The sequence below is a fragment of the Escherichia sp. R1 genome, from assembly GCF_003000935.1.
GTDB lineage: Bacteria > Pseudomonadota > Gammaproteobacteria > Enterobacterales > Enterobacteriaceae > Escherichia > Escherichia coli.
Window position 1 is genome coordinate 22,694 of sequence record NZ_PSRU01000007.1, and the last position, 25,033, is coordinate 47,726.

At 48.9% G+C, this 25,033-nt stretch carries 25 protein-coding genes and 3 pseudogenes; 20 read left to right on the forward strand and 8 right to left on the reverse strand.

The window, feature by feature from the left end; genetic code table 11:
• Positions 1 to 54 precede the first annotated feature (54 nt).
• The 19 genes from grpC (at position 55) to grpS (ending at position 18,410) form a co-directional block, all read left to right on the forward strand.
• The gene (grpC, locus tag C4F37_RS10220) at positions 55 to 813 is read left to right on the forward strand and encodes a propanediol utilization system chaperone GrpC (protein WP_001332070.1); all 759 of its coding nucleotides are present in this window, start codon (positions 55 to 57) and stop codon (positions 811 to 813) included.
• Positions 797 to 1,522, forward strand: a complete 726-nt coding sequence (gene grpD / locus C4F37_RS10225; protein ID WP_001329683.1) for a propanediol utilization system flavoprotein GrpD — start codon at positions 797 to 799, stop codon at positions 1,520 to 1,522. The genes grpC and grpD overlap by 17 nt, the downstream gene beginning before the upstream one ends.
• Before the next feature lie 11 nt (positions 1,523 to 1,533).
• Entirely contained in the window at positions 1,534 to 1,803 is a 270-nt protein-coding gene (gene grpE / locus C4F37_RS10230) for a propanediol utilization microcompartment vertex protein GrpE (protein WP_000280292.1), read from the forward strand.
• Positions 1,804 to 1,830: 27 nt separating this feature from the next.
• On the forward strand, positions 1,831 to 2,328 hold the full coding sequence (gene grpF, locus C4F37_RS10235; protein WP_001332069.1) for a propanediol utilization system heme-binding protein GrpF: 498 nt from the start codon (positions 1,831 to 1,833) through the stop codon (positions 2,326 to 2,328).
• A 28-nt stretch (positions 2,329 to 2,356) separates the two neighbouring features.
• Positions 2,357 to 3,553, forward strand: coding sequence for a propanediol utilization system propionate kinase GrpG (gene grpG, locus C4F37_RS10240; protein WP_001362987.1), 1,197 nt, complete (start codon positions 2,357 to 2,359; stop codon positions 3,551 to 3,553).
• A 284-nt stretch (positions 3,554 to 3,837) separates the two neighbouring features.
• Positions 3,838 to 4,119 carry a propanediol utilization system shell hexameric protein GrpH gene (grpH, locus tag C4F37_RS10245; protein WP_001301171.1) on the forward strand — a complete coding sequence of 94 codons (282 nt, stop codon included), beginning with the start codon at positions 3,838 to 3,840 and terminating at the stop codon, positions 4,117 to 4,119.
• Between the two features lie 21 nt (positions 4,120 to 4,140).
• Positions 4,141 to 4,926 (forward strand): propanediol utilization microcompartment protein GrpI, encoded by a 786-nt coding sequence (gene grpI / locus C4F37_RS10250; protein WP_001205499.1) that lies wholly within the window; start codon positions 4,141 to 4,143, stop codon positions 4,924 to 4,926.
• Between the two features lie 60 nt (positions 4,927 to 4,986).
• Positions 4,987 to 6,504, forward strand: coding sequence for a propanediol utilization system aldehyde dehydrogenase GrpJ (grpJ, locus tag C4F37_RS10255; RefSeq protein WP_001773853.1), 1,518 nt, complete (start codon positions 4,987 to 4,989; stop codon positions 6,502 to 6,504).
• Positions 6,505 to 6,527: 23 nt separating this feature from the next.
• Positions 6,528 to 6,827, forward strand: a complete 300-nt coding sequence (gene grpK / locus C4F37_RS10260) for a propanediol utilization system shell hexameric protein GrpK (protein WP_000746009.1) — start codon at positions 6,528 to 6,530, stop codon at positions 6,825 to 6,827.
• A gap of 10 nt (positions 6,828 to 6,837) precedes the next feature.
• Entirely contained in the window at positions 6,838 to 7,413 is a 576-nt protein-coding gene (gene grpL / locus C4F37_RS10265; protein ID WP_000722279.1) for a propanediol utilization system protease GrpL, read from the forward strand.
• A gap of 48 nt (positions 7,414 to 7,461) precedes the next feature.
• Entirely contained in the window at positions 7,462 to 10,014 is a 2,553-nt protein-coding gene (gene grpM, locus C4F37_RS10270; protein WP_000890295.1) for a glycyl radical diol dehydratase GrpM, read from the forward strand.
• 108 nt (positions 10,015 to 10,122) lie between these two features.
• Positions 10,123 to 11,040, forward strand: a complete 918-nt coding sequence (grpN, locus tag C4F37_RS10275) for a glycyl radical diol dehydratase-activating enzyme GrpN (RefSeq protein WP_001044977.1) — start codon at positions 10,123 to 10,125, stop codon at positions 11,038 to 11,040.
• 136 nt (positions 11,041 to 11,176) lie between these two features.
• A complete protein-coding gene (grpO, locus tag C4F37_RS10280; RefSeq protein ID WP_001086421.1) occupies positions 11,177 to 12,082 on the forward strand; it encodes a propanediol utilization system permease GrpO in 906 nt (301 codons plus the stop codon).
• A gap of 485 nt (positions 12,083 to 12,567) precedes the next feature.
• Positions 12,568 to 13,107 carry a maturase gene (locus C4F37_RS10290; RefSeq protein ID WP_001332064.1) on the forward strand — a complete coding sequence of 180 codons (540 nt, stop codon included), beginning with the start codon at positions 12,568 to 12,570 and terminating at the stop codon, positions 13,105 to 13,107.
• 27 nt (positions 13,108 to 13,134) lie between these two features.
• Positions 13,135 to 13,656 carry a reverse transcriptase domain-containing protein gene (locus tag C4F37_RS10295; protein ID WP_000237741.1) on the forward strand — a complete coding sequence of 174 codons (522 nt, stop codon included), beginning with the start codon at positions 13,135 to 13,137 and terminating at the stop codon, positions 13,654 to 13,656.
• A 549-nt stretch (positions 13,657 to 14,205) separates the two neighbouring features.
• On the forward strand, positions 14,206 to 15,468 hold the full coding sequence (grpP, locus tag C4F37_RS10305) for a propanediol utilization sensor histidine kinase GrpP (RefSeq protein ID WP_001329690.1): 1,263 nt from the start codon (positions 14,206 to 14,208) through the stop codon (positions 15,466 to 15,468).
• 16 nt (positions 15,469 to 15,484) lie between these two features.
• Complete coding sequence (grpQ, locus tag C4F37_RS10310) at positions 15,485 to 16,540, forward strand: propanediol utilization response regulator transcription factor GrpQ (protein WP_000494233.1); 1,056 nt, start codon at positions 15,485 to 15,487, stop codon at positions 16,538 to 16,540.
• A gap of 128 nt (positions 16,541 to 16,668) precedes the next feature.
• Positions 16,669 to 17,820 (forward strand): propanediol utilization system methionine adenosyltransferase GrpR, encoded by a 1,152-nt coding sequence (gene grpR / locus C4F37_RS10315; RefSeq protein WP_001001003.1) that lies wholly within the window; start codon positions 16,669 to 16,671, stop codon positions 17,818 to 17,820.
• Between the two features lie 44 nt (positions 17,821 to 17,864).
• A complete protein-coding gene (gene grpS, locus C4F37_RS10320) occupies positions 17,865 to 18,410 on the forward strand; it encodes a propanediol utilization system shell hexameric protein GrpS (protein WP_000015571.1) in 546 nt (181 codons plus the stop codon).
• Positions 18,411 to 18,766: 356 nt separating this feature from the next.
• Here the strand turns inward: grpS and C4F37_RS27325 are convergent, their stop codons facing one another.
• From C4F37_RS27325 to C4F37_RS10340, 3 genes and pseudogenes are all read right to left on the reverse strand, one after another.
• A complete protein-coding gene (locus tag C4F37_RS27325) occupies positions 18,767 to 19,111 on the reverse strand; it encodes a helix-turn-helix domain-containing protein (RefSeq protein WP_001773854.1) in 345 nt (114 codons plus the stop codon).
• Positions 19,112 to 19,361: 250 nt separating this feature from the next.
• Positions 19,362 to 19,754, reverse strand: coding sequence for a TetR family transcriptional regulator (locus tag C4F37_RS27800; RefSeq protein WP_224156610.1), 393 nt, complete (start codon positions 19,752 to 19,754; stop codon positions 19,362 to 19,364).
• Between the two features lie 99 nt (positions 19,755 to 19,853).
• Positions 19,854 to 20,999, reverse strand: a pseudogene (locus tag C4F37_RS10340) (efflux RND transporter permease subunit); the annotation flags it as partial.
• A gap of 102 nt (positions 21,000 to 21,101) precedes the next feature.
• Between C4F37_RS10340 and C4F37_RS10345 the strand changes: the two are divergent.
• Positions 21,102 to 21,368 (forward strand): annotated as a pseudogene (locus C4F37_RS10345) (transposase); the annotation flags it as partial.
• Here the strand turns inward: C4F37_RS10345 and C4F37_RS27805 are convergent.
• From C4F37_RS27805 to C4F37_RS10365, 5 genes and pseudogenes are all read right to left on the reverse strand, one after another.
• Positions 21,333 to 21,416 (reverse strand): annotated as a pseudogene (locus tag C4F37_RS27805) (hypothetical protein); the annotation flags it as partial. The pseudogenes C4F37_RS10345 and C4F37_RS27805 overlap by 36 nt on opposite strands.
• Positions 21,417 to 21,544: 128 nt before the next feature.
• Positions 21,545 to 21,670: a hypothetical protein gene (locus tag C4F37_RS28160; protein ID WP_000831909.1), complete on the reverse strand. Its 126-nt coding sequence runs from the start codon at positions 21,668 to 21,670 to the stop codon at positions 21,545 to 21,547.
• Complete coding sequence (locus C4F37_RS10355) at positions 21,667 to 21,900, reverse strand: helix-turn-helix transcriptional regulator (RefSeq protein WP_000958492.1); 234 nt, start codon at positions 21,898 to 21,900, stop codon at positions 21,667 to 21,669. Before C4F37_RS10355 ends, C4F37_RS28160 begins: the two co-directional genes overlap by 4 nt.
• Positions 21,901 to 21,968: 68 nt before the next feature.
• Positions 21,969 to 22,544, reverse strand: coding sequence for a hypothetical protein (locus tag C4F37_RS10360; protein WP_000991593.1), 576 nt, complete (start codon positions 22,542 to 22,544; stop codon positions 21,969 to 21,971).
• A 346-nt stretch (positions 22,545 to 22,890) separates the two neighbouring features.
• The gene (locus C4F37_RS10365; RefSeq protein ID WP_001075472.1) at positions 22,891 to 23,622 is read right to left on the reverse strand and encodes an inovirus Gp2 family protein; all 732 of its coding nucleotides are present in this window, start codon (positions 23,620 to 23,622) and stop codon (positions 22,891 to 22,893) included.
• Positions 23,623 to 25,033 lie beyond the last annotated feature (1,411 nt).

The following is a 25,033-nucleotide window of genomic DNA, read 5'->3' on the forward strand; positions in this document are numbered from 1 at the left end:
CAGCCCCGAAAACTGCCGATTTCACGAATTGGCCGCGCTGATTGACAGCGGCGAATGTCGGCCCTACTCCGGCGCGTTGAAGGTGGGGGGGATCTCGGTACCGCCAATATCGCAATCGTGGTGCTGGATGAAGATAACCAGCCGGTGGCAGGGGTAATGTATCCCTCCAATGTGGTGAAAGACGGCGTGGTGGTGGATTACCTGACCGCCAGCCGGGTAGTAGCACGTCTCAAACAAATTCTTGAACAGAAACAGGGCTGCACGCTGGAGCGCGCGGCGATCGCAGTCCCACCGGGGATCTCTGAAGGCAACACAAAAGTGATCGTCAACGTAGTGGAGTTGGCGGGTTTTATCGTGACCCAGGTACTAGATGAACCGGTAGCCGCTGCCAGCGCGCTGAATATTAAAAACGGGGCGGTGGTGGATGTCGGAGGAGGCACCACCGGCATGAGCATTTTGAAAAGCGGTAAAGTGACGTTCAGTGCCGATGAGCCCACCGGTGGAAGCCATATGAAGTTGGTGATCGCTGGCGCGCTGGGCTTGCCTTATGCCGAGGCGGAAGAAATGAAAAAAAACGGGCAGGAAGCGCAGGTCTTTACCCTGGTGCTACCGGTGGCCCAGAAAATGGCCAGCTTGGTGTCGGGATGGTTCGCTACCCAGCAGGTAAAAAATATTTATTTGGTAGGTGGCGCGAGCAGCTTCAGCCAGTTTGCCAACGTGTTCAGTAAACAAACCGGTAAAAATGTGATTCCTTCGGCAGAGCCACTATTGGTCACACCATTAGGCATCGCCATGAATGCGGACCAGGGGTAAATCAATGGACAATCAAACCTTATCGCAACTGCTGGACCGGGTCATCGCTGAAGTGTTGGCACAATCCGTCGCGCAGAAAAATGTCTGCGTAGTGGTGACTGGTGAGGATATCTCCTCGCTGCCGGAAACGCTGAACTGCCTTGAGGCGCTTGAGCTGGCGGGTTATCAGTTGTGGGTAAATTTTTCTCACAGCGCCAGCCAGTCGGCGCTGAAATCTGTCTGCATGGATGCGCTAATTCAGCGTGGTTCTCGTGCTGGATTTGACAGATCGCCGCCTCACTATGAGGTGCTCTATCTGCCTGCGCTCTCTGTCAACAGCATGAGCAAAATTGCGCTGGGCATTCGCGATAATCTGGCCTGTGAAACTGTATTTCAGGCGTTACAGCACCGTAAACAGATTATCGCCACGCTGCATCAACAATGCGTCGATAGCGAATTACCGATGCCACTGCTGTCTTGTCTGGAAGGTTACGCTCAGGTCCTAGAGAGCTATGGCATTACGCTTTTCGGTAAACGTGCAGCCCATGTCAAGTCGGTGCAAGGAAGCCAATCCACCCTGACAGTAGCCGGTAAAAAACGTTTAATCACCCAGAGCGATATCCGCCTACTGACCATTGGCACAGTGCTGCGCATTGAGAGCGACACGCTGATTACCCCTGCTGCCAGAGATGAAATCCAGCGGCGTAATCTCACTGTTATCCATGGTTAACCGGAGGAAATATGTACCTCGCTAAAGTTACTGGCGCATTGGTTTCCACCACCAAACACGCCTCGCTGAATGGCTCAAAACTGCTGATAGTGGCGCGGCTCGATGAAAACTATCAGCCGACTGTCCATGCCCAGGTGGCAGTTGATACTGTCGGCGCGGGCAATGGAGAGATTGTGATCATCACCACCGGCAGTTCGGCGCGTATGAGCAACAACAAAGATCACTCGGTGATTGACGCTGCCGTGGTGGGTATCGTCGACTCGCTCGAACTTAACGGTTAATAGCGGCGCGTACGCTGAGGAATACTTATGTCTGCGAATGAGGCTTCACTCGACAACTGGATTAACGAGGCTATTGCCACGCAGTTACCGGAACTCCGGATGTCGCTGAGCCTGGAGGACAGTGAACTGCTGGCAAAGTTGGTCCGGGAAATAGCACAGTCCAGCAATGTATCGATCGTTTTTAGCCTAGTGGATGCCTGCGGTCAGCAGCGTTTTTTCTTCAGCATGGATAACGCCCTGCTGGTCAGCCATACCTTGGCACCACAAAAGGCCTGGACCGCGGTAGCTCTCAAAATGCCAACTCACGAACTGGCAACGCTGGTACAGCCGGGTGGTGATTTGTACGGCCTTGAGAAAGAAAAAGATATCTGCTGCTTCGGCGGTGGTTTTCCCTGCTGGTCGGGCAGGCGCTTACTAGGCGGCATCGGCATCAGCGGCGGCAGTGTTGAGGAAGATATGCTCATCGCCCGCCAGGCGATGGCGCAGTTTAGCGTTCTGCGTTATCCCCTCACAACAACCCGTTAATTTTTTGCAGTCCATTTCAGGGGGCATCATGTCTTTAGCTTGTGTATTAGTGATTAATTGTGGTTCCTCATCAATGAAATTCTCCGTCATTCCTCAGGATGCAGATCAGCCGTTGCTGTCGGGCCTAGCGGAACGACTGGGTATTGATCATGCTGTCATAACGTTTAAAGACCGAGACGGCCATAAATCCACTGTCGCGCTGGATGACGCCAGCCATCAGCATGCGCTCAAAGTGCTCTTCGCGAAGCTCGACGAACAGCAACTGTTGGAAGCCATCAACGCCGTTGGGCACCGCGTGGCTCATGGCGGCAGCGACTTCAAAAGATCAGTACTGGTTACCGATGATGTGATCGAAAAAGTCCGCGCGCTGTCGGTGCTGGCCCCTTTGCATAACCCTGCCAACCTGATTGGTATTGAAGCGGCTCGGGCTCTGTTGCCCGCGTTGCCGCATATTGCGGTGTTCGATACTGCGTTCCACCAGACCTTGTCTCCGGCTGCTTACACCTATGCGATCCCGCTGGAGTTCCAGCAAGATTATATGGTGCGACGTTACGGCTTTCACGGAACATCTCACCGCTATATTGCCGCCGAGGCGCTTGCATCACTAGATCTCGACCCGGCGGATCATGGCATCGTGATTGCCCACTTGGGCAACGGTTCATCGCTATGTGCGGTGCAAAACGGCACGAGCATTGACACCTCAATGGGTATGACCCCGCTGGAAGGGCTGGTAATGGGCACGCGCTGCGGGGATCTTGATTTTGGTGTCGTCGCATATCTGGCGAAACGCACAGGTCAAACGTTCGACACGCTGTACAAAATGCTCAATAACCAGTCCGGCCTAATGGGGATTTCCGGCTTATCCAGCGATTGCCGCACCCTTCAGCAGGCGCGTGATGAGGGCCACGAACGGGCAGCGTTAGCCATCGACGTGTTAGTACATCGTCTCGCACGACATATCGGCGGCCACGTGACCTCGCTTAAACGCTTCGATGCGCTGATTTTCACCGGTGGAATTGGCGAAAACTCGGCGTTAATTCGAGAACTTACCGTGCAACGCCTTCAGGCGCTGGGATTGGAACTGGATAAAGAACGTAACCAGCAGCTGTTCGGCGGACGTAGCGGACTGATTTCTAAAACCGACACCACGAAGATTGCGGTCATCCCAACCAATGAAGAAAAAATGATTGCTATAGATGCAGCGGAGATTGCCCGCACGGCATAACTAATTGGCAAAAATACGACAGTTTTAACAGTAATTATGATTGCTATTCAGAGCGGGGCTATTTTGCAAGGAAGTTTAAACGCAGATCTTTTATTACAAACCTCGGGTGGATTTTATTGTCAATTGCGGGAATGCAAAAGCAAGATAGTCCCACTGACGCGCAAAACATTTTGTCTGAATAACCTTAGCATTATGATAATTAAATAATTAATGCACATGGGTGAATCCGTAGATTGCTATTCCTCTGTGCACGTTTTCTTTCTATCGGAAATATTGAGGTCGTTATGCAACAAGAAGCATTAGGAATGGTTGAAACGAAAGGTCTGGTTTCTGCAATTGAAGCTGCAGATACCATGGTGAAATCTGCCAACGTGACCCTAGTGGGTTATGAAAAAATCGGCTCCGGCTTGGTGACTGTGATGGTTCGCGGCGACGTTGGCGCAGTGAAAGCCGCGACAGATGCGGGCTCCGCTGCTGCGAGTAAAGTGGGAGAACTGGTCTCCGTACATGTTATTCCACGCCCACACATTGAGGTGGAAAAAATTCTACCGAAGGCTATCGGTTAATAACAATAAAGGATACTGATCATGAGAGATAATCTTGTTGAGCAGATTATATCTGACGTAATGAATAAACAAACCGATATCTCACCGGAAGCTAAAACAGCAGCAAATTTCGCTGGTTGCGGTATTACGGAATTTGTCGGCACTGCGTTGGGCCACACTATCGGCCTAGTGATTGCCAATGTTGATAATCAATTGCATGAAGTCATGAATATCGACAAGAAATATCGCTCTATCGGTATTCTTGGCGCACGTACTGGCGCAGGCCCGCAAATTTTTGCGGCTGACGAAGCGATTAAAGCAACCAACAGCGAAATTATTTCTATTGAGCTGGCCCGCGATACCGAAGGAGGTGGCGGACACGGTTGCTTAATTATTTTTGGTGCGTCTGATGTTTCCGACGTCAGGCGTGCGGTTGAAGTGGCGCTGTCTGAAATTGAACGCACCATGGGTGACGTTTATGGCTCGTCAGCCGGACATCTTGAATTCCAGTACACCGCTCGTGCCAGCTACGCGCTGAATAAAGCGCTGGGTGCGCCGATTGGTAAATCCTTCGGGATGACCTGTGCCTCGCCTGCGGCGATTGGCCTAGTGATTGCCGACGCTGCGGCGAAATCCGCCGTGATTGACCCGGTGGGTTATGCCAGCCCGTCGCAAGGCACCAGCTTTAGTAACGAAGTGATCTTCACCTTCTCCGGTGATTCCGGTGCAGTACGTCAGGCGGTGATTGCCGCGCGTGAAGTCGGTCTACAACTGCTCTCCACGTTAGATCCGGTGGAAATTAAATCCACCACGACGCCATATATCTAAGCATCTGATGACGATGCACGCGGCGCGGTCGGTAGATGAAGAGTAGTAAGGAATTTAAAGATGAATGATATTGAAATCGCTCAGGCTGTCTCGACCATCCTGAGCAAATTCACCAAAGCAACACCGGATGAAGCTCCCGCCACGTCAGAAGCAGCGCGGGTCGACGGGTTGGATGAAATTGTCGCTAAGGCGTTGGCGCAGCACTCTTCCGTGCGCGACGCCAGTGCGATCTCTCAGGTAGCGAAGGTATCGAATGCTAGCACTGGAGCATTCGATACCATGGATGAGGCGATTTCCGCCGCCGTCTTGGCACAGGTACAGTATCGCCACTGTTCTATGCAAGACCGCGCCTCGTTTATCAATGGCATTCGCGATGTCTTCCTGCAGGAAGATGTGCTGTGTGCCCTTTCCCGTATGGCGGTGGAAGAGACCGGCATGGGGAATTACGAGGACAAACTGATCAAAAACCGCGTCGCAGCGCTGAAAACGCCAGGTATCGAAGATCTGACCACCAGCGCGGTTTCCGGAGACGGGGGGTTAACGTTGATCGAATACTCTGCGTTCGGAGTGATTGGTTCGATTACACCAACGACTAACCCGACCGAAACCATTATCAACAACAGCATAGGCATGCTGGCGGCAGGCAACACTGTGGTGTTCAGTCCACATCCGCGCTCGCGCAAAGTGTCGCTGTACGCGGTTGAGCTGATCAACAACAAGCTTGCCCAGTTGGGCGCACCGGCGAACATGGTGGTAACGGTGACCAAACCGTCCATCGACAATACCAACGTCCTGATCAACGACCCACGTATCAACATGCTGGTAGCGACTGGCGGTCCAGCCATCGTGAAAACCGTGATGTCATCAGGTAAAAAAGCGATTGGTGCAGGCGCAGGTAACCCGCCAGCTGTGGTAGATGAAACGGCGGATATCGAAAAAGCAGCCCGCGACATCATTAAGGGCTGTAGCTTCGACAACAACCTGCCGTGCGTGGCGGAAAAAGAGGTGATTGTTGTGAACCAGGTAGCGGACTATCTGATTCACTGCATGAAGAAAAGCGGTGCCTATCTGTTGTGCGATAAGAAGTTAAGTCAACAACTGCAATCGTTGGTGCTTAATGAAAAAGGCACTGGGCCGAATACCGCCTTTGTCGGCAAAGATGCGCGCTATATCCTGCAACAACTGGGAATCCAGGTTGGCGACGATATCAAAGTCATCTTAATTGAGGCTGAGAAAACACATCCGTTTGTGGTGCATGAGCTGATGATGCCGGTCCTGCCGGTGGTGCGCGTAGACAATGTTGATGAAGCCATTGAGCTGGCGGTGAAAGTGGAGCACGGCAATCGTCATACCGCGGTTATGCACTCCACCAACGTCGAAAAGCTGACCAAAATGGCGCGCCTGATCCAGACCACCATCTTTGTTAAAAATGGTCCCTCTTATGCAGGGCTGGGGGTGGGCGGTGAAGGGCATGCCACCTTTACGATTGCCGGACCGACCGGCGAGGGACTTACGTCAGCGCGTTCGTTTGCACGCCGTCGTCGCTGTGTAATGGTTGAAGCGCTGAATATTCGCTAACTATCGCGAAGGGTGACTTAAAGATGAAAAAACGAATCATAAACGCACCGACCCCGGATATTTTGGCTATGTTGAAACGGCGTATGCCCGGGGAGTTTCGTTCGCGTTTGGATTTGATTCGCATCGACGCCATTGGTTTGTTAATACTGCCGGTTCCGGATCTCTATTTTTATGCCGACGTAGCCAGTAAAAGCGCCAATGTGGTGGTATCAGAAATCTTTGGCAGTTGCCCTCAGCATATCACCACATTGGCCATTTTTGGCGAAGTCGCGGCGGTGCATGAAGCCATGCGAATCATTGAGGAAGACGATAACCAGTTTTGAGAGTCCGCTTATGAAGAAGATATTACTTATCACAGGCGATTTCTCTGAAGACTATGAAGTCATGGTGCCATGGCAGGCATTAAACATGTTAGGTTTCAGAGTGGATGTAGTGTGTCCGGGAAAACGTACCGGCGAGTTTATTAAAACCGCGATTCATGATTTTGAAGGTGATCAGACCTACACCGAAAAACCCGGACATCTTTTTAGATTAACTGCATCATTTGATGACATAAGGTTACAGGAATATAGTGGTGTTTATATTTCTGGTGGGCGTTCATCGGAATACTTGCGATTAAATAAGTCAGTATTGGATATCGTGCATTACGCGATGAATTTAACATTACCTGTTGCTGCAATTTGTCATGGCCCACAAATTCTGGCCGCTGCTGGGGTATTAAAAGGCCGGAAACTGACGGGATATTTTACGGTAAAACCGGAAGTGGAAATGGCGGGTGGCCAGTGGGTCACTGCCGCAGATGATGAAGCCATTGTGGATGGTAATTTAATAACCGCGACTACCTGGATGGGGCATCCAGCAATATTACGTCACTTTATTACTCAAATGGGCACTAGCATTATTCATTAATACCCTGGCATCTCCGCAAGGTTAACAAAATATATTCGGGAGTTTTATATGTTAGAGAAAGGCTTTTCTAATCCGACAGACCGTGTTGTAAGACTGAGAAATATGATCCTGACGGCGAAGCCGTATGTGGAATCAGAACGCGCGGTGTTAGCAACCGAAGCATATAAAGAAACAGAACAACTGCCCGCGATTATGCGTCGTGCTAAAGTGGTGGAAAAAATCTTTAACCAATTACCGGTAACAATTCGCCCAGACGAATTAATCGTTGGAGCGGTAACTATTAATCCTCGCTCAACTGAAATCTGCCCTGAGTTCTCCTACGACTGGGTGGAAAAAGAGTTTGAGACTATGGAACACCGTATTGCCGACCCGTTTGTTATCCCGAAAAAGACTGCTCAGGAGCTTCATGAAGCATTTAAATACTGGCCGGGTAAAACTACCAGTGCTCTGGCGGCATCTTACATGTCAGAAGGCACTAAAGAGAGTATGGCGAGCGGTGTATTCACTGTTGGTAACTACTTCTTCGGGGGCGTCGGTCATGTCAGTGTTGACTACGGTAAAGTGCTGAAAATTGGTTTCCGTGGTATCATTAATGAAGTTAGCCGTGCCTTGGAATCATTAGATCGCACTGAACCAGGATATATAAAGAAAGAACAGTTCTATAATGCGGTGCTGATCAGTTATAACGCAGCGATCCGTTTCGCCCATCGTTACGCTGAAGAAGCATCCCGTCTGGCGCAGCAGGAGAGCAATCCGACCCGTAAACGCGAACTGGAGCAGATTGCTCAAAACTGTACTCGCGTGCCGGAATACGGTGCTACCACATTCTGGGAAGCATGCCAGACATTCTGGTTTATTCAGAGCATGTTACAGATTGAATCCAGCGGTCATTCTATCTCCCCGGGGCGTTTCGACCAGTATATGTACCCGTATCTGGAGTCGGACAAATCTATCTCGCGTGAATTCGCGCAGGAACTGGTGGATTGCTGCTGGATCAAGCTTAACGACATTAACAAAACGCGTGACGAAGTCTCTGCCCAGGCGTTTGCCGGTTACGCAGTGTTCCAGAACCTGTGCTGTGGCGGCCAGACAGAAGACGGTCGCGACGCAACTAACGATCTGAGCTACATGTGTATGGAAGCGACTGCCCATGTGCGTCTGCCGCAGCCATCCTTCTCAATCCGCGTATGGCAGGGTACTCCGGATGAGTTTCTGTATCGCGCTTGCGAGCTGGTGCGTATGGGCCTGGGCGTTCCGGCAATGTACAACGATGAAGTAATCATCCCGGCGCTGCAGAACCGTGGCATTTCGCTGCGTGATGCGCGTGATTACTGTATCATCGGCTGCGTAGAGCCGCAGGCACCGCATCGCACCGAGGGCTGGCATGACGCCGCGTTCTTTAACGTTGCAAAAGTGCTGGAAATCACCCTGAACAACGGTCGCGTTGGCAATAAACAGCTAGGCCCAGTGACTGGCGAACTGACTCAGTTCACCAGCATGGAGGACTTCTACACCGCGTTCCAGAAACAGATGGCGCACTTCGTTCATCAACTGGTTGAAGCCTGTAACAGCGTGGATATTGCCCACGGCGAACGCTGCCCGCTGCCGTTCCTATCAGCACTGGTCGACGACTGTATCGGCCGTGGTAAATCTCTCCAGGAAGGCGGGGCGATTTACAACTTTACTGGGCCGCAAGCATTCGGCGTAGCCGATACCGGCGACTCCGTCTATGCCATCCAGAAACAGGTATTCGAAGATCGTAAACTGTCTTTGAGCGAACTGAAAAGCGCACTGGACGCCAACTTCGGTTATCCGGTGGGTGCGAACCCGCACACTCCAGCGGCGAAATCCTCGCTCAACGAGCAGGATATCTACGATGTGGTGAAACGCATCATTGAACAGCATGGCGCGCTGGATCCGGCAGCGATTAAAAACGAAGTTTATCGCCAGCTGACTTCCGGCAGTGCAGCACCGGTGCAATCCGGCACTATGTCCCGTCACGAGGAGATCCGTCGTATTCTGGAAAACACACCGTGCTTCGGTAACGACATCGATGACGTGGATTTAGTAGCGCGTAAATGTGCGCTGATCTACTGCCAGGAAGTTGAGAAATATACCAACCCGCGCGGTGGCCAGTTCCAGGCTGGTATCTATCCGGTGTCTGCGAACGTGCTGTTTGGTAAAGACGTTGCCGCACTGCCGGATGGCCGTCTGGCGAAAGAGCCGTTGGCGGATGGCGTATCTCCACGTCAGGGTAAAGACACCCTTGGCCCAACCGCCGCAGCCAACTCAGTTGCCAAACTGGATCACTTTATCGCCTCCAACGGTACGCTCTATAATCAGAAATTCCTGCCGTCTTCTTTGGCTGGCGAGAACGGTCTGCGCAACTTCAGCGGCCTGATACGTCACTACTTCGATAAGAAAGGGATGCACGTTCAATTTAACGTTATCGACCGCAACACTTTGATCGAAGCCCAGAAAAATCCTGAGCAACATCAGGATCTGGTGGTACGCGTTGCGGGCTATAGCGCCCAGTGGGTAGTTTTAGCGAAAGAAGTTCAGGACGACATAATCAGCCGTACTGAGCAACAACTGTCGTAAATACCAGACGGGCTATGTATCAATATATAGCCCGTTACTTTCTCCACGACTTCTGGTTGTTACTTTTATCTGAAAAGGTAATTCATCTGGTAAATATAGAGTGATGTTATGAATAAAGTTGAGTACGAAACCGAAGGCGTCATATTTAATATTCAACGCTATTCTTTGCATGATGGTCCAGGCATTCGAACCATTCCTTTTTTTAAAGGCTGCCCGCTGTCCTGCAAATGGTGTAGTAATCCTGAATCACAACGTCACAGCCCAGAGTTATTATTTAAAAAGAATGATTGCATCCGCTGTGGAAAATGTATTGATGCTTGCCCACAACAGGCTCTTTCCACTACTAATGCCTGGTTTATCAATCGCGACCGCTGTATTCAGTGTGGGAAATGTACTGAGATTTGCCCTACCCGTGCGCTGGAAATGAAGGGCAAGCGTATGTCGGTAACGGCAGTGATGCGCGAACTGGAAAAAGAAGAGAATTTATACCGGCGTTCAGGCGGCGGGATTACCCTGTCCGGTGGTGAACCGCTGGCGCAGCCGGAATTTGCCCGCGAGCTGCTTAAAGCCTGTAAAGCCAAAGGCTGGCACACCGCTATTGAAACAAGCGGCTTCACCACCAAAGCGGTGATTGATGAGGTATTTCCCTATGTCGATCTTGCTCTGACCGATATTAAAGCCATCGATCCGGAAATCCATGAGCGCAACACCGGCGTGAATAACAGAGTGATTCTGGAGAATCTGCTGCGCATCTCCTTTTTAACCAAAGTGGTTGTGCGTATTCCTGTGATCCCAGGAGTGAATGACAATTCGCAGGAAATCCATAATATTGCGGAGTTCGCCCGCCTGATGCAGAACGTCGATACCATTCACTTATTGCCTTATCACAGCTTCGGTGAAAATAAATATAATCTGCTTGGTCGCCAGTATCCGATGGGCGATACAAAAAGTATCGAAGAAGCCCAAATGGCAGAGTTAAAAGCAATGGTTGAATCCTTAGGTTTTAACTGCCATATCGGCGGTTAATAAAAGATGTAATAAGAGTGCGAAAAAATGCTGCGCTTGTTTATTTGTTACGCATGAATACTATTTCAATTTTAAAAATATAGAGCAATCTGCATTACTTATATTGTCATTTGATTTAATTACAGAGGTAAGCTAGATGAATAGCTTAGATATTGTAGTTGCCTTCGGCGGCGGCATATTTGGTGCGGCTGTTGGCGCGCTGGCGGCGTTTGAATTCGTTGGGCTTCTGGTTATCGCCATGACGGTAGTGCAAATTATTACCGGAGCATCATCGGACTTTATTACTTTTCCGTTTGGACTGTTTGGCCCGCACACCGGCGGCTTTGCCGCTGGGGTTGCGGCGACGGCGTATGCAGCGAAGAAAGGCAAGCTGGGTTCCGGGCGTGATATCACTGCCGGGTTGAGCGGTCTGGCGGCTTACGATGTGCTGCTGGTAGGCGGGGTTTTTGGGGCGGTTGGTTACATCATCGCCTGGGGGTTGAACCAGATTCCGGCCTTCCCGTCCGGCAATGCTTGGACCGATACCGTGGCACTAACCGTGGTGATTTCTGGCGTGGTCTCGCGTCTGGTTTTCGGTAAAACTGGCCTGTTTGGAAAACCGGAGCAGGGAATTCGTCACTGCTATCCGCCGCAGGATAAGTGCTGGATACCTTACCATAGCCGCATTCCGCAGCTTTCCGTGCTGGGCTTGGGTATTGGCTTGATGGCAGGCTTTTTAGGCCTGAAGTTTGGCGGCAACGGCGCGCTGCTGGCGTTTGGTATTTCCGCGTTCTCACTGATTTTCCTGCATTTCAATACTCAGGTACCGGTGTCACATCATATTTCGCTGCCTGCCGCGTTGGTAGCGGTGCCATCAGGTAGCCTGATTTGGGCTGCTATCGTTGGCATAATTTGCGCGATATTGGGTGAACTGATGTCGCGTATCTTCCTGATCCACGGCGATACACATATTGACCCGCCGGCGATGGTCATCACCATTATGACCACGATGATTAATCTGTTGGCGACCATTGGATTATTTACCTTGGTTCCCCTGTTTTAATCCCGCCATAACAAAAAGCCAGCAGTGTCTGCCTGCTGGCTTTTTGTTATGTGCGCCGTGACTGGCGCTGTTCTTCAACTGTGGTGGCAGAAGAACGACTAAGAGGTGAAAGTCCTCCACACACCCGGTGAGGGGAAGTGTTAGCGGAAGGCAAGGGTGTTCATCGCGAGGTGAAATCTGAAGGAAGCTGGATGCAAAATGCTGGCCTGACGAACAGGAAGCGGTTAAGGCGGCGCAGCAGGGTAAGGTGGCACTAATCACCAAAGCCCGATACTCACACGGAACGCTGTGACGTAAAGCCGACAGGCATAAGCAGGAAAGTCGCGTGAATTACCCCGGGAGATCTGTCGCCCTGCCAGTGTGCTACCGGCGCCGTGAGGCGCCGGGATGGGGCGGCAGAAGTCAGCCGACGCCGTAGTAGTGCTGCAAAACCGGCAGCATGAAGGGCCGAACATGATTAACTGTGATTAGGACATCCGAACCCGATGATGATTAATGAAGCACAAGCGCAGGCCACTGCGACCAGCGGCAGAGGAGACGGACAGTATCCGTCAGGGCTGCATGATGGCGCTGAAATCAGCACGGCGGCGGGTGGGCAAACGAAAGCGGAAGTGCCGCTGACGATGGAAGCGGTGATAACGAGAGAAAACCTGATGCTGGCTTATCAGCGCGTGGTGGAAAACAAAGGCACGGCGGGGGTGGATAACCTCAGCGTGGCGGAGTTGAAACCGTGGCTGAAGAAGAACTGGCGCAGCGTCAGGCAGGCATTGATTGACGGAAACTACCAGCCGCGGACAATACGCCGGATGGATATCCCGAAGCCGGATGGCGGCGTGAGAACCTCAGGCATCCCGACGGTGGTGGACAGGCTTATCCAGCAGGCGGTGCAACAGGCACAGCGTTACATACGGGGTGGCAAACGGTGGGTGGTGGATATGGATCTGGAGAAGTTCTTCGACCGGGTGGATCACAGACTCCTGATGACGCGTCTGGCCAGAACGATAAAGGACAGGCGGGTGCTGTGACTGATACGCCGCTACCTGAAAGCGGAAATGGTTAAAGACGGGCAAAGGGAGAAACGGCAGGCGGGCATGCTGCAGGGCGGCCCACTGTCGCCGTTACTGTCGAACATCCTGCTGGATGAACTGGATAAAGAACTGGAGCGTCGTGGACACAGCTTCTGCCGCTACGCAGACGACTGCAACATCTACGTAAGCAGCCGGAAAGCGGGCGACCATCTGCTGAAGAACATCAGGGCGTTCGTGGAGAACAAACTGAAGGTGAATGAGAAGAAGAGCGCGGTGGCGCGCCCGTGGGATCGGAAGTTCCTCGGGTACAGTGTGACATGGCACAAACAGGCGAAGCTGAAGATAGCCCTGACGAGCGTGAACAGGCTGAAGGAGAAAGTCCACAGTCTGACGACGGGAAACCGGAGCAAATCAGTGAAAGCGACAATCAATGCTCTGACACCAGTGCTGTGTGGATGGATAAGCTACTTCAGGCTGACGGAAGTCAGAGGAGTGCTGGAGGAGCTGGATGGCTGGATCAAACGGAAACTGCGTTGCTTGTTGTAGCGGCAGTGGAAGAGACCGCTAACCCGGGCAAAGAACCTGCAAAGAGCAGGACTGAGTAAGGACAGGGCAATGATCTCTGCGTACAACAACCACGGGCCATGGTGGAACTCAGGGTCAAGCCATATGAATCAGGCGATAAAGAATACATGGTTCAGGAGGCAGGGTCTGATATCACTGCTGGAACAGTAGAGGCAGTTCCAGAGTTAACATGAACCGCCGTATGCGGAACCGCACGTACGGTGGTGTGAGAGGACGGCGGGAGTGATCCCGCCTCCTACTCGATCAATTTTAAAACACCTCCTATGTAGGTGGTGATCGTTCATGTGGGGCTTTCTGACAGACTGCCTCGTCATTCCATTCGTATCGCCAGTAACTGGCGTTTGTATTGTGGCAGTTCTGGTATACGTTTCCCTGTGTATCTGCACTGGTTCAGCAAGGTTTGAAAAGGAGTATCCCTTGCAAATAACCGAAGCATTACTTTCAGAGCCGGAGCTGTTTTTGTTGCTGTGATCCATTTCAATTTTTTCGCGACAAATTATTTATAAATATATGATTATGTTTTTAAAAATGCAGGCTGAAAGTATGAAGAATAAATACAAATTAAATGAGTTTTTGGATGTAAAACGCCTTCAGACCCTGCAGGACAACTTTTCAAAATCAATGATGATCGCGCTCGTGGTTGTGGATGAGAATGGTATCCCGGTCACTAAGCCCAGCGGTTTTTCAGACTTCTGCATGCGTTCGCGTCTCAACCCGACACTGGCGCACCACTGTTATGAAAGCGACAACGCTGGTGGCCGTGCCGCGATGCACGCTCGCAAACCGGTGGTTTATCGCTGCCACTGCGGTTTTGTCGAATTCGCTGTCCCAATCATGATTAACGATCATTATCTCGGTGCTTTTATTTCCGGTCAGGTAAAAGTCGAAGAAGAGAAAGAACAGAGCATTTCCTATATTCTGAATAATAATGACGTCTGGAAAGATAATCCTTGGTTAATTAATTTGCACCAGAATACACGTCGCATGCCGTATGAGCGTTTTGAGTCTACTGCCTCGACGTTACTACACGTATCGTCTTATCTGGTCGAACAAGCGCACACCAATAATATCCAACGCGAACTTCGTAAAAAGGATCTTGCACTGGCTAATGAGTTAAGAAAACGTGTAGAGATAGAACGCTCACTACATGAAGCTGAATTTAAAGCGCTCTCTTATCAGATAAATCCACACTTTTTATTTAACGTATTAAATACCATTGGCCGGTTAGCTTTTCTTGAAGATGCGCAGCGTACCGAAACAATGGTGCACGATTTCTCTGACATGATGCGCTATTTGTTACGTAAAAATAGTCACGGCCTGATTACTCTGCGTAATGAAATAAATTACGTCAACAACTATATGTCGATCCAAAAAGTGCGTATGAGAGACCGTTTCGATTACCTGTGCGATATCCCGGAAAAATATCTGGATGTAGTCTGCCCGTTTTTGATCCTGCAACCGCTGGTGGAAAACTTCTTTAACTACGTAGTGGAGCCAAGGGATAGCAATAGTCATCTGCTGATCCGTGCCACGGACGATGGCCTGAACGTGATTATTGAAGTCACTGACAATGGCGACGGCATCGCACCAGATACCATTAATCGCATTTTATCAGGCGACCAAAAATTGCAAAAAGGCAGTATTGGCATTAACAACATAAAAAATAGATTGAAGTTGTTATTTGGCGAGAGCTATGGCTTGGAAATAATGAGCCCTAACAAACCCAGGATGGGTACAACCATTAAACTTCGGTTCCCAATGCAGGAAGCCTGATACAGGAAAAGGACATATGTTTACCATTGTTATCGTTGAAGATGAGCCCATCGAATTAGAATCCCTGCGGCAGATTATCTCCCAGTGTGTGGAAAACGCTGCGATCCATGAAGCCTCAACCGGTAAAAAAGCGATTCACTTAATTGACCAACTGAGTCAAATCGATATGATCTTAGTGGACATTAATATTCCGTTGCCGAACGGTAAACAGGTGATTGAATATCTGAAGAAAAAAAACAGCGATACTAAAATCATCGTAATCACGGCCAATGATGACTTTGATATAGTACGCAGCATGTACAACCTTAAAGTGGATGATTATCTGCTCAAACCAGTGAAAAAATGTATCTTGACCGACACCATCAAAAAAACCCTAGCATTCGACGAAGGAGAAAATGAAAAATCCCGCGCCCTAAAACAGAAAGTGTTCGCCATGATAGACGATTGCGATTACACCCAGTGGCACAACTTTATTTTTGACACGCTCAACGGTGCCTGTCCGGTGGATATGATAGAAGAGGATAAGCGCAAAGACGTGATCGATTTTCTGGAAATAGTTAGCCAGTATATGACCGCCAAAGGGGAAAAGTTAATGCCGACTAACCGTAAAGTCGCCGCGCTGATCAAAGACATCAACCAGTATGGCATGATGGAAAGCCGCTATTTCCGCATCATGATCAGCCTGCTGACCATTAGCGAAGAGCTGTTTGATTACGCATTAAAAGGCTATACAGGCAATATCGATTTTATCGAACGAGCGAAATTCCATATTGAGAAAAATATTCTCAGAAACTTGACGCTCGATGACGTGGCAGCAAAATCGTTTGTCAGTGCCTGCTATTTGAGCCGTACCTTTAAGAAAATTACCGGGTTCGGGTTTTCGAACTATATTGCCACGCGTAAAATTACTATCGCCAAATCGTTATTGCGGTTCAGTGACTTACAAGTAAATACCATTGCGCTGGAACTGGCATACCAGGATTCAAACTATTTTTGCCGCATCTTCAAAAAAGATACTGGCATGACCCCCTCTGATTATCGAAAAGTCGTGTCCCCGGGAATTACACGGTGATGGCGTGATTTTGCATTGGCCCGATAATGAAAGCAAAATAGTCCAACACGCCCGCAAGATAGTTTACGCCCACTTGTCAGGTTCCTATCCTAAGATAGGAATAAACTTCCCAAACAAGTGGGCTCGCTTTGAACGATTACCTGTTTACCTCCGAATCCGTTGCCGAAGGGCATCCCGATAAAATGGCGGACCAAATTTCTGATGCCATTTTGGATGCGATACTCCTACAGGACCCGTGGGGTAAGGTTGCCTGTGAATGCTTGGTGAAAACTGGTGCCACTATTGTTGCCGGAGAAATATCTACCCATGCCGCCGTGGATATTGAGAAGATTGTCCGCAACACCATAAAAGAGATTGGTTACGACCATTCGCGATTGGGGTTTGATGGCAATACCTGCTGTGTATTAAATATCCTTGGCAAACAGTCCGCCAATATTGCTGACGGCATTCGCGGCCACTCGATGGAAGAACTGGGGGCGGGCGATCAGGGCATCACCTTCGGTTACGCCTGTGATGAAACGTCGGAACTGATGCCCGCCACGCTGGTATACGCCCATCGTCTGATGGAGCGCCAGGCGCAGTTGCGTAAATCCCAACGGTTACCATTTTTACTCCCTGATGCCAAAAGCCAGGTTACCCTGCGCTATCAGGATAATCGTGTTCATTCAGTAGATACCGTTGTGGTGTCTACCCAACACAGCCCTGACGTTTCTCTGGACGCGCTACGGGAAGCGGTCATCGAAGAAATTGTTAAACCTGTGATGCCTTCGCACTGGCTCACACCACAAACCCGCTTTCTGGTGAACCCTGCAGGCAGTTTTGTGATTGGCGGGCCGGTGGGTGACTGCGGGCTAACGGGGCGTAAAATTATTGTTGATACCTATGGCGGCGCGGCTTGCCATGGCGGCGGCGCGTTTTCAGGCAAAGATCCGTCGAAAGTCGATCGTTCCGCCGCCTACGCTGCTCGCTATGTGGCGAAAAACATCGTCGCCGCTGGGCTTGCCTCACGCTGTGAAGTCCAGTTGGGATGGGCCATCGGCCTGCCCCGCCCTGTTTCCGTCAGGATTAACACCTTCGGTACACAAACAGTGTCATCTGAAGCGTTGCTGAGAGGCGTTAACAGCCATTTCGATCTTAGCGTGTTCGGCATCATTACTACGCTTGATCTGCTGGTCCCCCGCTATCGTAAAACAGCCTGCTATGGTCACTTTGGTCGCGACAGCTTTCCGTGGGAAGTTACGGACAAAGCGGCGCTATTATACGAAGACGTTGGACGTTAAGCCGACGACGCGCAGCACAGTTGAATTTATTATAGGAGAAATTTATGTCTGGGAAAAGTTTAGGCTTAATCGAAACCGTCGGGATGTCTGCGGCGGTAGAAGCCGCCGATGCCGCAATGAAATCCGCTAACGTTAGTCTGGTAGGCTATGAATTGACGAAAGGCGGCGGGATGGTGACCGTGAAGCTGGAAGGGGAAGTGGGCGCAATTAACGCGGCGGTAGCGGCAGCCATCAGCGCGGCAAGCCGGGTTGGCGAGGTGTATGCCCATAAGGTGATCGCCCGCACCGCGCAGCATATCGAGCAGATTATTCACTCTAAAGTGACCGCCGGCGTCGCAGAACCTCAACCTGAAGTGCCTGCTGCACAACCGACACTGCAGGCTGAAAACGCGCCTTCACAGACATTCCCGGTGGTTAACCTTGATACGTCAATCAGCGCATCCTGTATGGATGTCACTGATGAAACGCTGAAGTCCGTGGAGCAGCATCAACCAGTTAAACCCTCAATAGAAAACACTAAACCTACAAAATCTGATGTACCGCAGGAGGCAGCAAAGAAAGGTCCTCGTTCCAGCGGCAAGAAAAAATAAATAAATTGCTATGACGCTGCCGCGGTAACAATTTCTTTATCGCGGCATTTTTTTGCTTAACAGATAAAGTAAAAAACCATCTGCATAGCGGGCGGCTTTGACACGGCCCCCTGAAAGGGGGCTTAAACACTACCCTTTCAGGCCCAGTTGTATTTGTCTTTCTTCTTCCTCTTTTGCTACCTTGTTCGAAAAGGGACGCTCGTCCTCGCCCACTGTTCTGTATGCATACCTGCTCCCACTGCAAATTATATTGCTGGGCTATGTTAACAAGCCTATATGCTATTAAAAACTCATGAGCAACATATTGATAATATCATTCTTATATATCCACGCTTAAGTAAATAACGCTTACATAACTAACTATTCCATCTCACTTCTTCCTTAGCGAGTTTTCGGTATGCAATAGGAGCTATACCAAAGCGGCGAGTAAATGCCCTTGTAAATGTCTGCTGAAAATCAAACTGATATTTAAAAGTGATAGTCGTGACCGATTCAGTAGTAGAACGTAGTTCTTCTGCTGCATTTATTAATATACCTACCAATAGAAATACCAATGATATGTTTAAACAATCTCTGTAAATACCATTTTGAATATCCAGCTTTTTTTCCTCAATATTTATTGAGAGTTCTACCTCAAGATTTTCATCAATCCATTTAGCAAACTCATTGATATCAGAGCTGTTTTTTATAGTAGCGTTCATTTTTATCGATGCCTGTGAAGGTTGATTGGGTCAACTCCAGTACTATGCAACCCTCTCTGAAAAGGGATTTATTATCAGGTTGCAGAATGCAACTTCGCCCCCCCCGTAAACAAAGAAAAAAGCAGGAACGCCAGAGTCTCACTACGAATTTCCAAACATATTTCTCTATATAACTTACCTTTTTCGAAAATATAACATAGTAATTTCACAAAATTATTGACATCCACCATTTTTTGTAAGAAATTTATTCTTATATCATCCGGACATTCTTCACAAAAAAAACACAATATAAATTACATTCCGTAATGTGTACATTATATTGTAATTTAATCAGGCTACGTGATAAGCAACGATACATCGCTTTAACCGGTTCAGAAACTCTCCCATTTTTGATGGCTGTAAGCTCATCAAATAATGATAGTGGTACCCGCTCGATGACTTGTCGCAGAAGATCTTTTTTTTCGTTGAAATACCAGTATATGGCCCCCCGAGTACAACCTGCGCGCGCCGCAATCATCTCCAGTGTCGTCTTCGAAAAGCCCGTCTCACAAAAGCAGAACTCTGCCACATCCAGGATTTGTTTGCGGGTTTCTTCCGCTGCAAATTTTGTGTGCCGCACCACTGTTGAAATCTCCATTGACATCTTATTTCAGGAAATATCTCTGGGGCATTTAGTACCAACCCAACAGCCATTTACTCAGGCGCAGTATGTTGTTTACTGCACCTGAATATTTACTCATGCTTATGATTGCTCAGCTTCAGTCTTATCCGATGATTTCTTATTTCTGCGGCTGAAGAACCCGGCAATTAACATATAGAAGAGAGGAATATAAAAGATTGCCAGTATCGTAGCAGTGATCATCCCTCCAACCACACCAGTACCGATGGCATGTTTACTTCCGGAACTTGCTCCAGTCGAGACAGCCAGTGGGATAACCCCCATTACAAATGCCAGCGAAGTCATAATTATCGGTCTTAACCTCACTCTCGCCGCTTCAACAGCAGCCTCTTTAATGCTTAGTCCTTCTTTCTCATGCAATTCACGAGCAAACTCCACGATAAGTATGGCATTTTTCGCAGACAGCCCTATTGTTGTTAATAAACCGACCTGGAAAAAGACATCGTTACCAAGGCCGCGCAACAAAGTAGCACAGACAGCCCCCAGGACACCAAGCGGAACAACCAGCATGACCGAGAAAGGAATGCTCCAGCTTTCATACAGTGCAGCCAGACACAGAAAGACGATCAACAGTGAAAGTGCATATAGTGCAGGAGCCTGAGAACCTGAAAGTCGTTCCTCAAAAGACAAACCTGTCCAGGAAATATGGAAACCTTCGGGAAGTCTTGCCGCAATATCCTCAATTGCTTTCATTGCATCCCCGGAACTGTATCCTGGTGCCGGTTCCCCCAGGATTTCGACAGCAGAGATACCATTATATTGCTCCAGTTTTGGTGAGCCATAAATCCATTTGCCTGTTGCAAAAGAGGCAAAGGAAACCATGTCGCCATCACTGTTACGGACATACCATTTATCAAAATCCTGCGGTGATATACGTGAGCCGGGTTCGCCCTGAATATAGACTTTTTTCACCCGTCCACGATCGTTAAAATCATTTACATACATCGAACCCCAGGCTGCTGACATTATGTTGTCGACGTCGCTCATGCTCAGTTTAAACGCCTGAACTTTCTCGTCATCAATCAGAATCTGGAACTGAGGCTCATCGTTCATGCCGTTAGGACGAACCATGTTTAACGCTGGACTTTTCGCCGCTTCAGCAAGAAGCTGATTTCGGGCCTGGATCATTTTTTCATGGCTAGCTCCGCTACGATCCTCGAGGAACAGGTCAAACCCTGTAGCATTCCCCAGTTCTGATACGGCAGGGGGCGCTTTAAAACTAGACTAGCCCCCAGAATCTCCAGACAACCAATATCACTTATTTAAGTGATAGTCTTAATACTAGTTTTTAGACCAGTCATTGGAGAACAGATGATTGATGTCTTAGGACCGGAGAAACGCAGACGGCGTACTACACAGGAAAAGATCGCTATTGTTCAGCAGAGCTTTGAACCGGGAATGACGGTCTCCCTTGTTGCCCGGCAACACGGTGTGGCAGCCAGCCAGTTATTTCTCTGGCGCAAGCAATACCAGGAGGGAAGTCTTACTGCTGTGGCCGCAGGAGAACAGGTCGTTCCTGCCTCTGAACTTGCTGCTGCCATGAAGCAGATTAAAGAACTCCAGCGCCTGCTGAACAAAACGCCGGATGTCTCCCGGCTCTGAAATTAAGGCTTCGGTTATTTGCACGAAATGTTCCTTTTCAAACCCTGTTGAATTTTGTTAAGCCGGTGCAGACATACGGAAAACGCACATCAACACCGGACGGTACGATACAAACACCAGTGACTGGCGGGACGAAGGGAATGACGAATCAGTCAGGAAATGATGACAAACAGTTGGCAGACCAGAGGAGTCAGCAGAAAGATGAGCGGGAGTGTCGCCAGCATCGGGGACAGGGCTGATTTCCGCAATGCCGGCGCTGGTATTGCAACACGTTTCATGCTGCTGCTCCTCGTGATTCCTCAATTCGCTGCTGCATCCACTGCTCCACTTCACTTTTGTACCAGCGGCTGCTGCGCCCCAGTTTGATGGGTTTAGGGAAATGACCTTCACTGATCAGCTTGTAAAACCATTTATCGGTCATACCGGTGAAACTGGTGATGTAGTTCATGTCGATCAGGGGATCGTCGGCACGCAGTAACACGCTGTCGTGGCTTGTTGTGGTCAACATGGTCAGAATGTCCTTTGTGAGATTTATGAAGTTTGTGCGAATGCAGGGAAAGATGCTGAACCGAGCTTTCAGAACGGTCCTGCAGATCCGGGATAGCCGGGATTACCGGCGAGGCAACGGGCTTCCGGATCGCACACACCACGACGATCGCGGGCGAAATCACTGAACGCCCATATCAACTCTTTGAGGATGTTTTCACAGTCCGGTGAACGACTGTCCAGCACCACATCCCGGGTGATCTGCTTCTGATACTGCTTTGCTTCACCCGGTGACGCGAAGCCCAGTACGTTACTCCAGGCATCCAGTATCAACCGGTCCAATTCAGGGCCATCGAAATACTCCTGTCTGACGCACAGCACCACGTGGTATTCCGGTTTTTCAGGATGACGGGTCAGGAGCCAGCAGAGATCACGTCCGGGGGTTGCATTCATCAGCGCACTGACGGTTTCGATAAAATCCATACCAAACCAGGTCGTTCTGCTGTTGAAGGTATTGTCATATTCACACGGCAGACGAAGCAGGATCCGCCGTATCCGTGAGCCGGACTGCTCACGCAGCGCACGCTCAAGGACGCCGACGACTTTGTTCTGATAAGATGGCCAGAAGGGGGCCAGGCTATAGTCGAAATAAGGGATAGCATTCATAAGATATGCTCCGTTATGCGCAGCCCACAATGCGTCCTGCCCGTGAATAAGCTGACGTGTTATGGTTTGCGGATGGGGTTGATGGAATAAGTGAAGAACCGAAGCAGAACGGGAAGATAAGGGAAAGAACACTGGATGCAGGTTCAGGGGGAATGATCTCCGTTGACTTCGGTTCACATCATTAATCATCCCGGTAAGTTTTTACCGACGGAGTGTTTCCAGGAGCGGAAGCAGATAAAAATACCGTTTCATGACTTCAGGGCTATTAGCAGAAAACGATCTAAGGGCGTTGGCTGACGCCCTTACCGTGACATACACTCTGGTACCGGATGCCGTTTTACAGGGCTCACCTGCCATCCAGTAGACGCCCTACCCCACGACTGCAACCATAATTACGTTGCCCGGAACCGTCATGCTGCTTCGTCTCATATTTCACGAGATAACTGGCTCTGTTCCGGGCTTTCTGCATCGCTTCCACATCACCACGCTTGACCCAGAGCACAGCGGATCCACCAGACTTTTTGTCTGAAGCCTTCCTGGTTTCAGAACATCCACCCGACAAAGGCGTATCATCGGAAGAAGGGCGAGCATCAGATGATGTCGGTTTACGGAAAGGCGTCCGCCTGGAAAAATGAACCAGTCCATTACCCTGCCAGGGCTCGAGATGCAGAGCACTGCACCATGCCAGTTGGATCAGCGTCGCCAGCGAAGAAGGAACGGTGAAATCCCCTGGCGAGCACCAGGTATCTTTGTTGAGCAGTAATATCACGTGATAATGTTTCCTGCCTTTTTCCTTGCCAAACTCCCGACACCAGAAATAACGCAGAGTGGTTGCACGCACACGCTTGTTGGCACGTCGTTTATGTCGCTGGTAAGCCTGAATTTTTGCTTTCAGGGATGCAAAAAAACGAGAAATCACCGCTGAATCTAAATCGGTATCCATGATGGTGGCAGGCATATACTCAGGGAAACGTAAATCCACCCGGATTAACGAGACGGCACGGTGTTGCGCCAGGGCACTGTTGAGAATACTTTCAAAACGGGATAACCAGTAAGCATTGTGTATTGGTTGATTCATGATGAGAGATCTCCGTTGATTTGGATTGACTTCACATCATTAATCACTGCGGTAAAACTTTACGGCATCCCGCCATTGAGCAACGCCAATGGCTCCTGATTAAAACAGAATGAATCCCCCACGAAGAAAAAATAAACCTACACGCAGAGTAAAACACACAACAACGGCATAAATGTTTTTTAAAAACTACAAAGCCTGAAGGGAAACGGATCAACAGAACGCGCAAACAAAACGTCAGAAACGCAATCAGAACGCTTTCTGGCGCTGTAAATCAACAGCAACACCACACCTACAGCTTAACCACACAACTCAATCACAGAGCCGAACAGCGCGATTAAAACCTGTTTACAGACACCCCCGCCCCAAGAACAAAAACCACCAACATCAGAATCGATTTTCTTATACTGAAAACGTTACTTTTAACTACGCTCCATAAAAACGGTTAACCATCGATAACGTAAACCTCATCTGAATCAAAACACCAGAACCAATCATCACGCTTTTCCTGAAAAGAGTCTTGCGCTGAGAAAAAACACCAGGGCCAGTTAATCATCTCATCAATCTCATCGTTACAAAATCATCCATAAAACCATTTAACAAAATCATCGTAAGCACACAGTAAATCACGCCAGGTTATCTCAGCCGGATTTGCGTTTTTACATAAAGACACTTGTCTCAGGTTAACGACTAAAAACACAAAAACTAAGAAAAGGTTAAACGTAACTTCAGAAAAATAGAATATCATCCTGATTACTTAAACAAGAAAAATTGTTTTGTAGCAGCTTTAAACTGATTTTAGCTAACGTAAAGATTTACTAAACTGGATGTGTATCAGATCAAACAATGTGTACAGCAATGCTTAATGAAAACACTTGTAGAATTGTTTATGAAAATGCGTGTATAACACTTAGTGAAGATATGTCTGTATAATACGTATATAGTACCATTCCCGACATTCTCAATATCTTCAGACATCCATGCAGACTGAGTGTTGATTTCAGTTTTTCACGGCCAGCATGGATCTTTACTGGTCAAAAAACAGACATGTTTACTCTGGAATTATTTTCCTGATTCCGTCTTCAGAACAACAAAAACTCGTGATAACTCTACAACAAACTATCGTAATTGGATTCTGTAACCCCGTCACTTTTCCTAAGAAACGTGCCCCCATATGATGCGGGAGAGATAAGTCATCGTATACAGGAAACACTGCCAATCATAATATGGCGTCATTCAGTAATTTTTATCCATAATCAGATTAGCATATCATGATTATTGAATATTATGATATATAGCTCATATGAATGTGTTATTATCTGTAAGCGTTAAGCATCACATTGCATAACCATACTAAGCTGGATAATCATCAATGTTTTTATATGTAACTCATTGAAATTAATTATATGTTTTT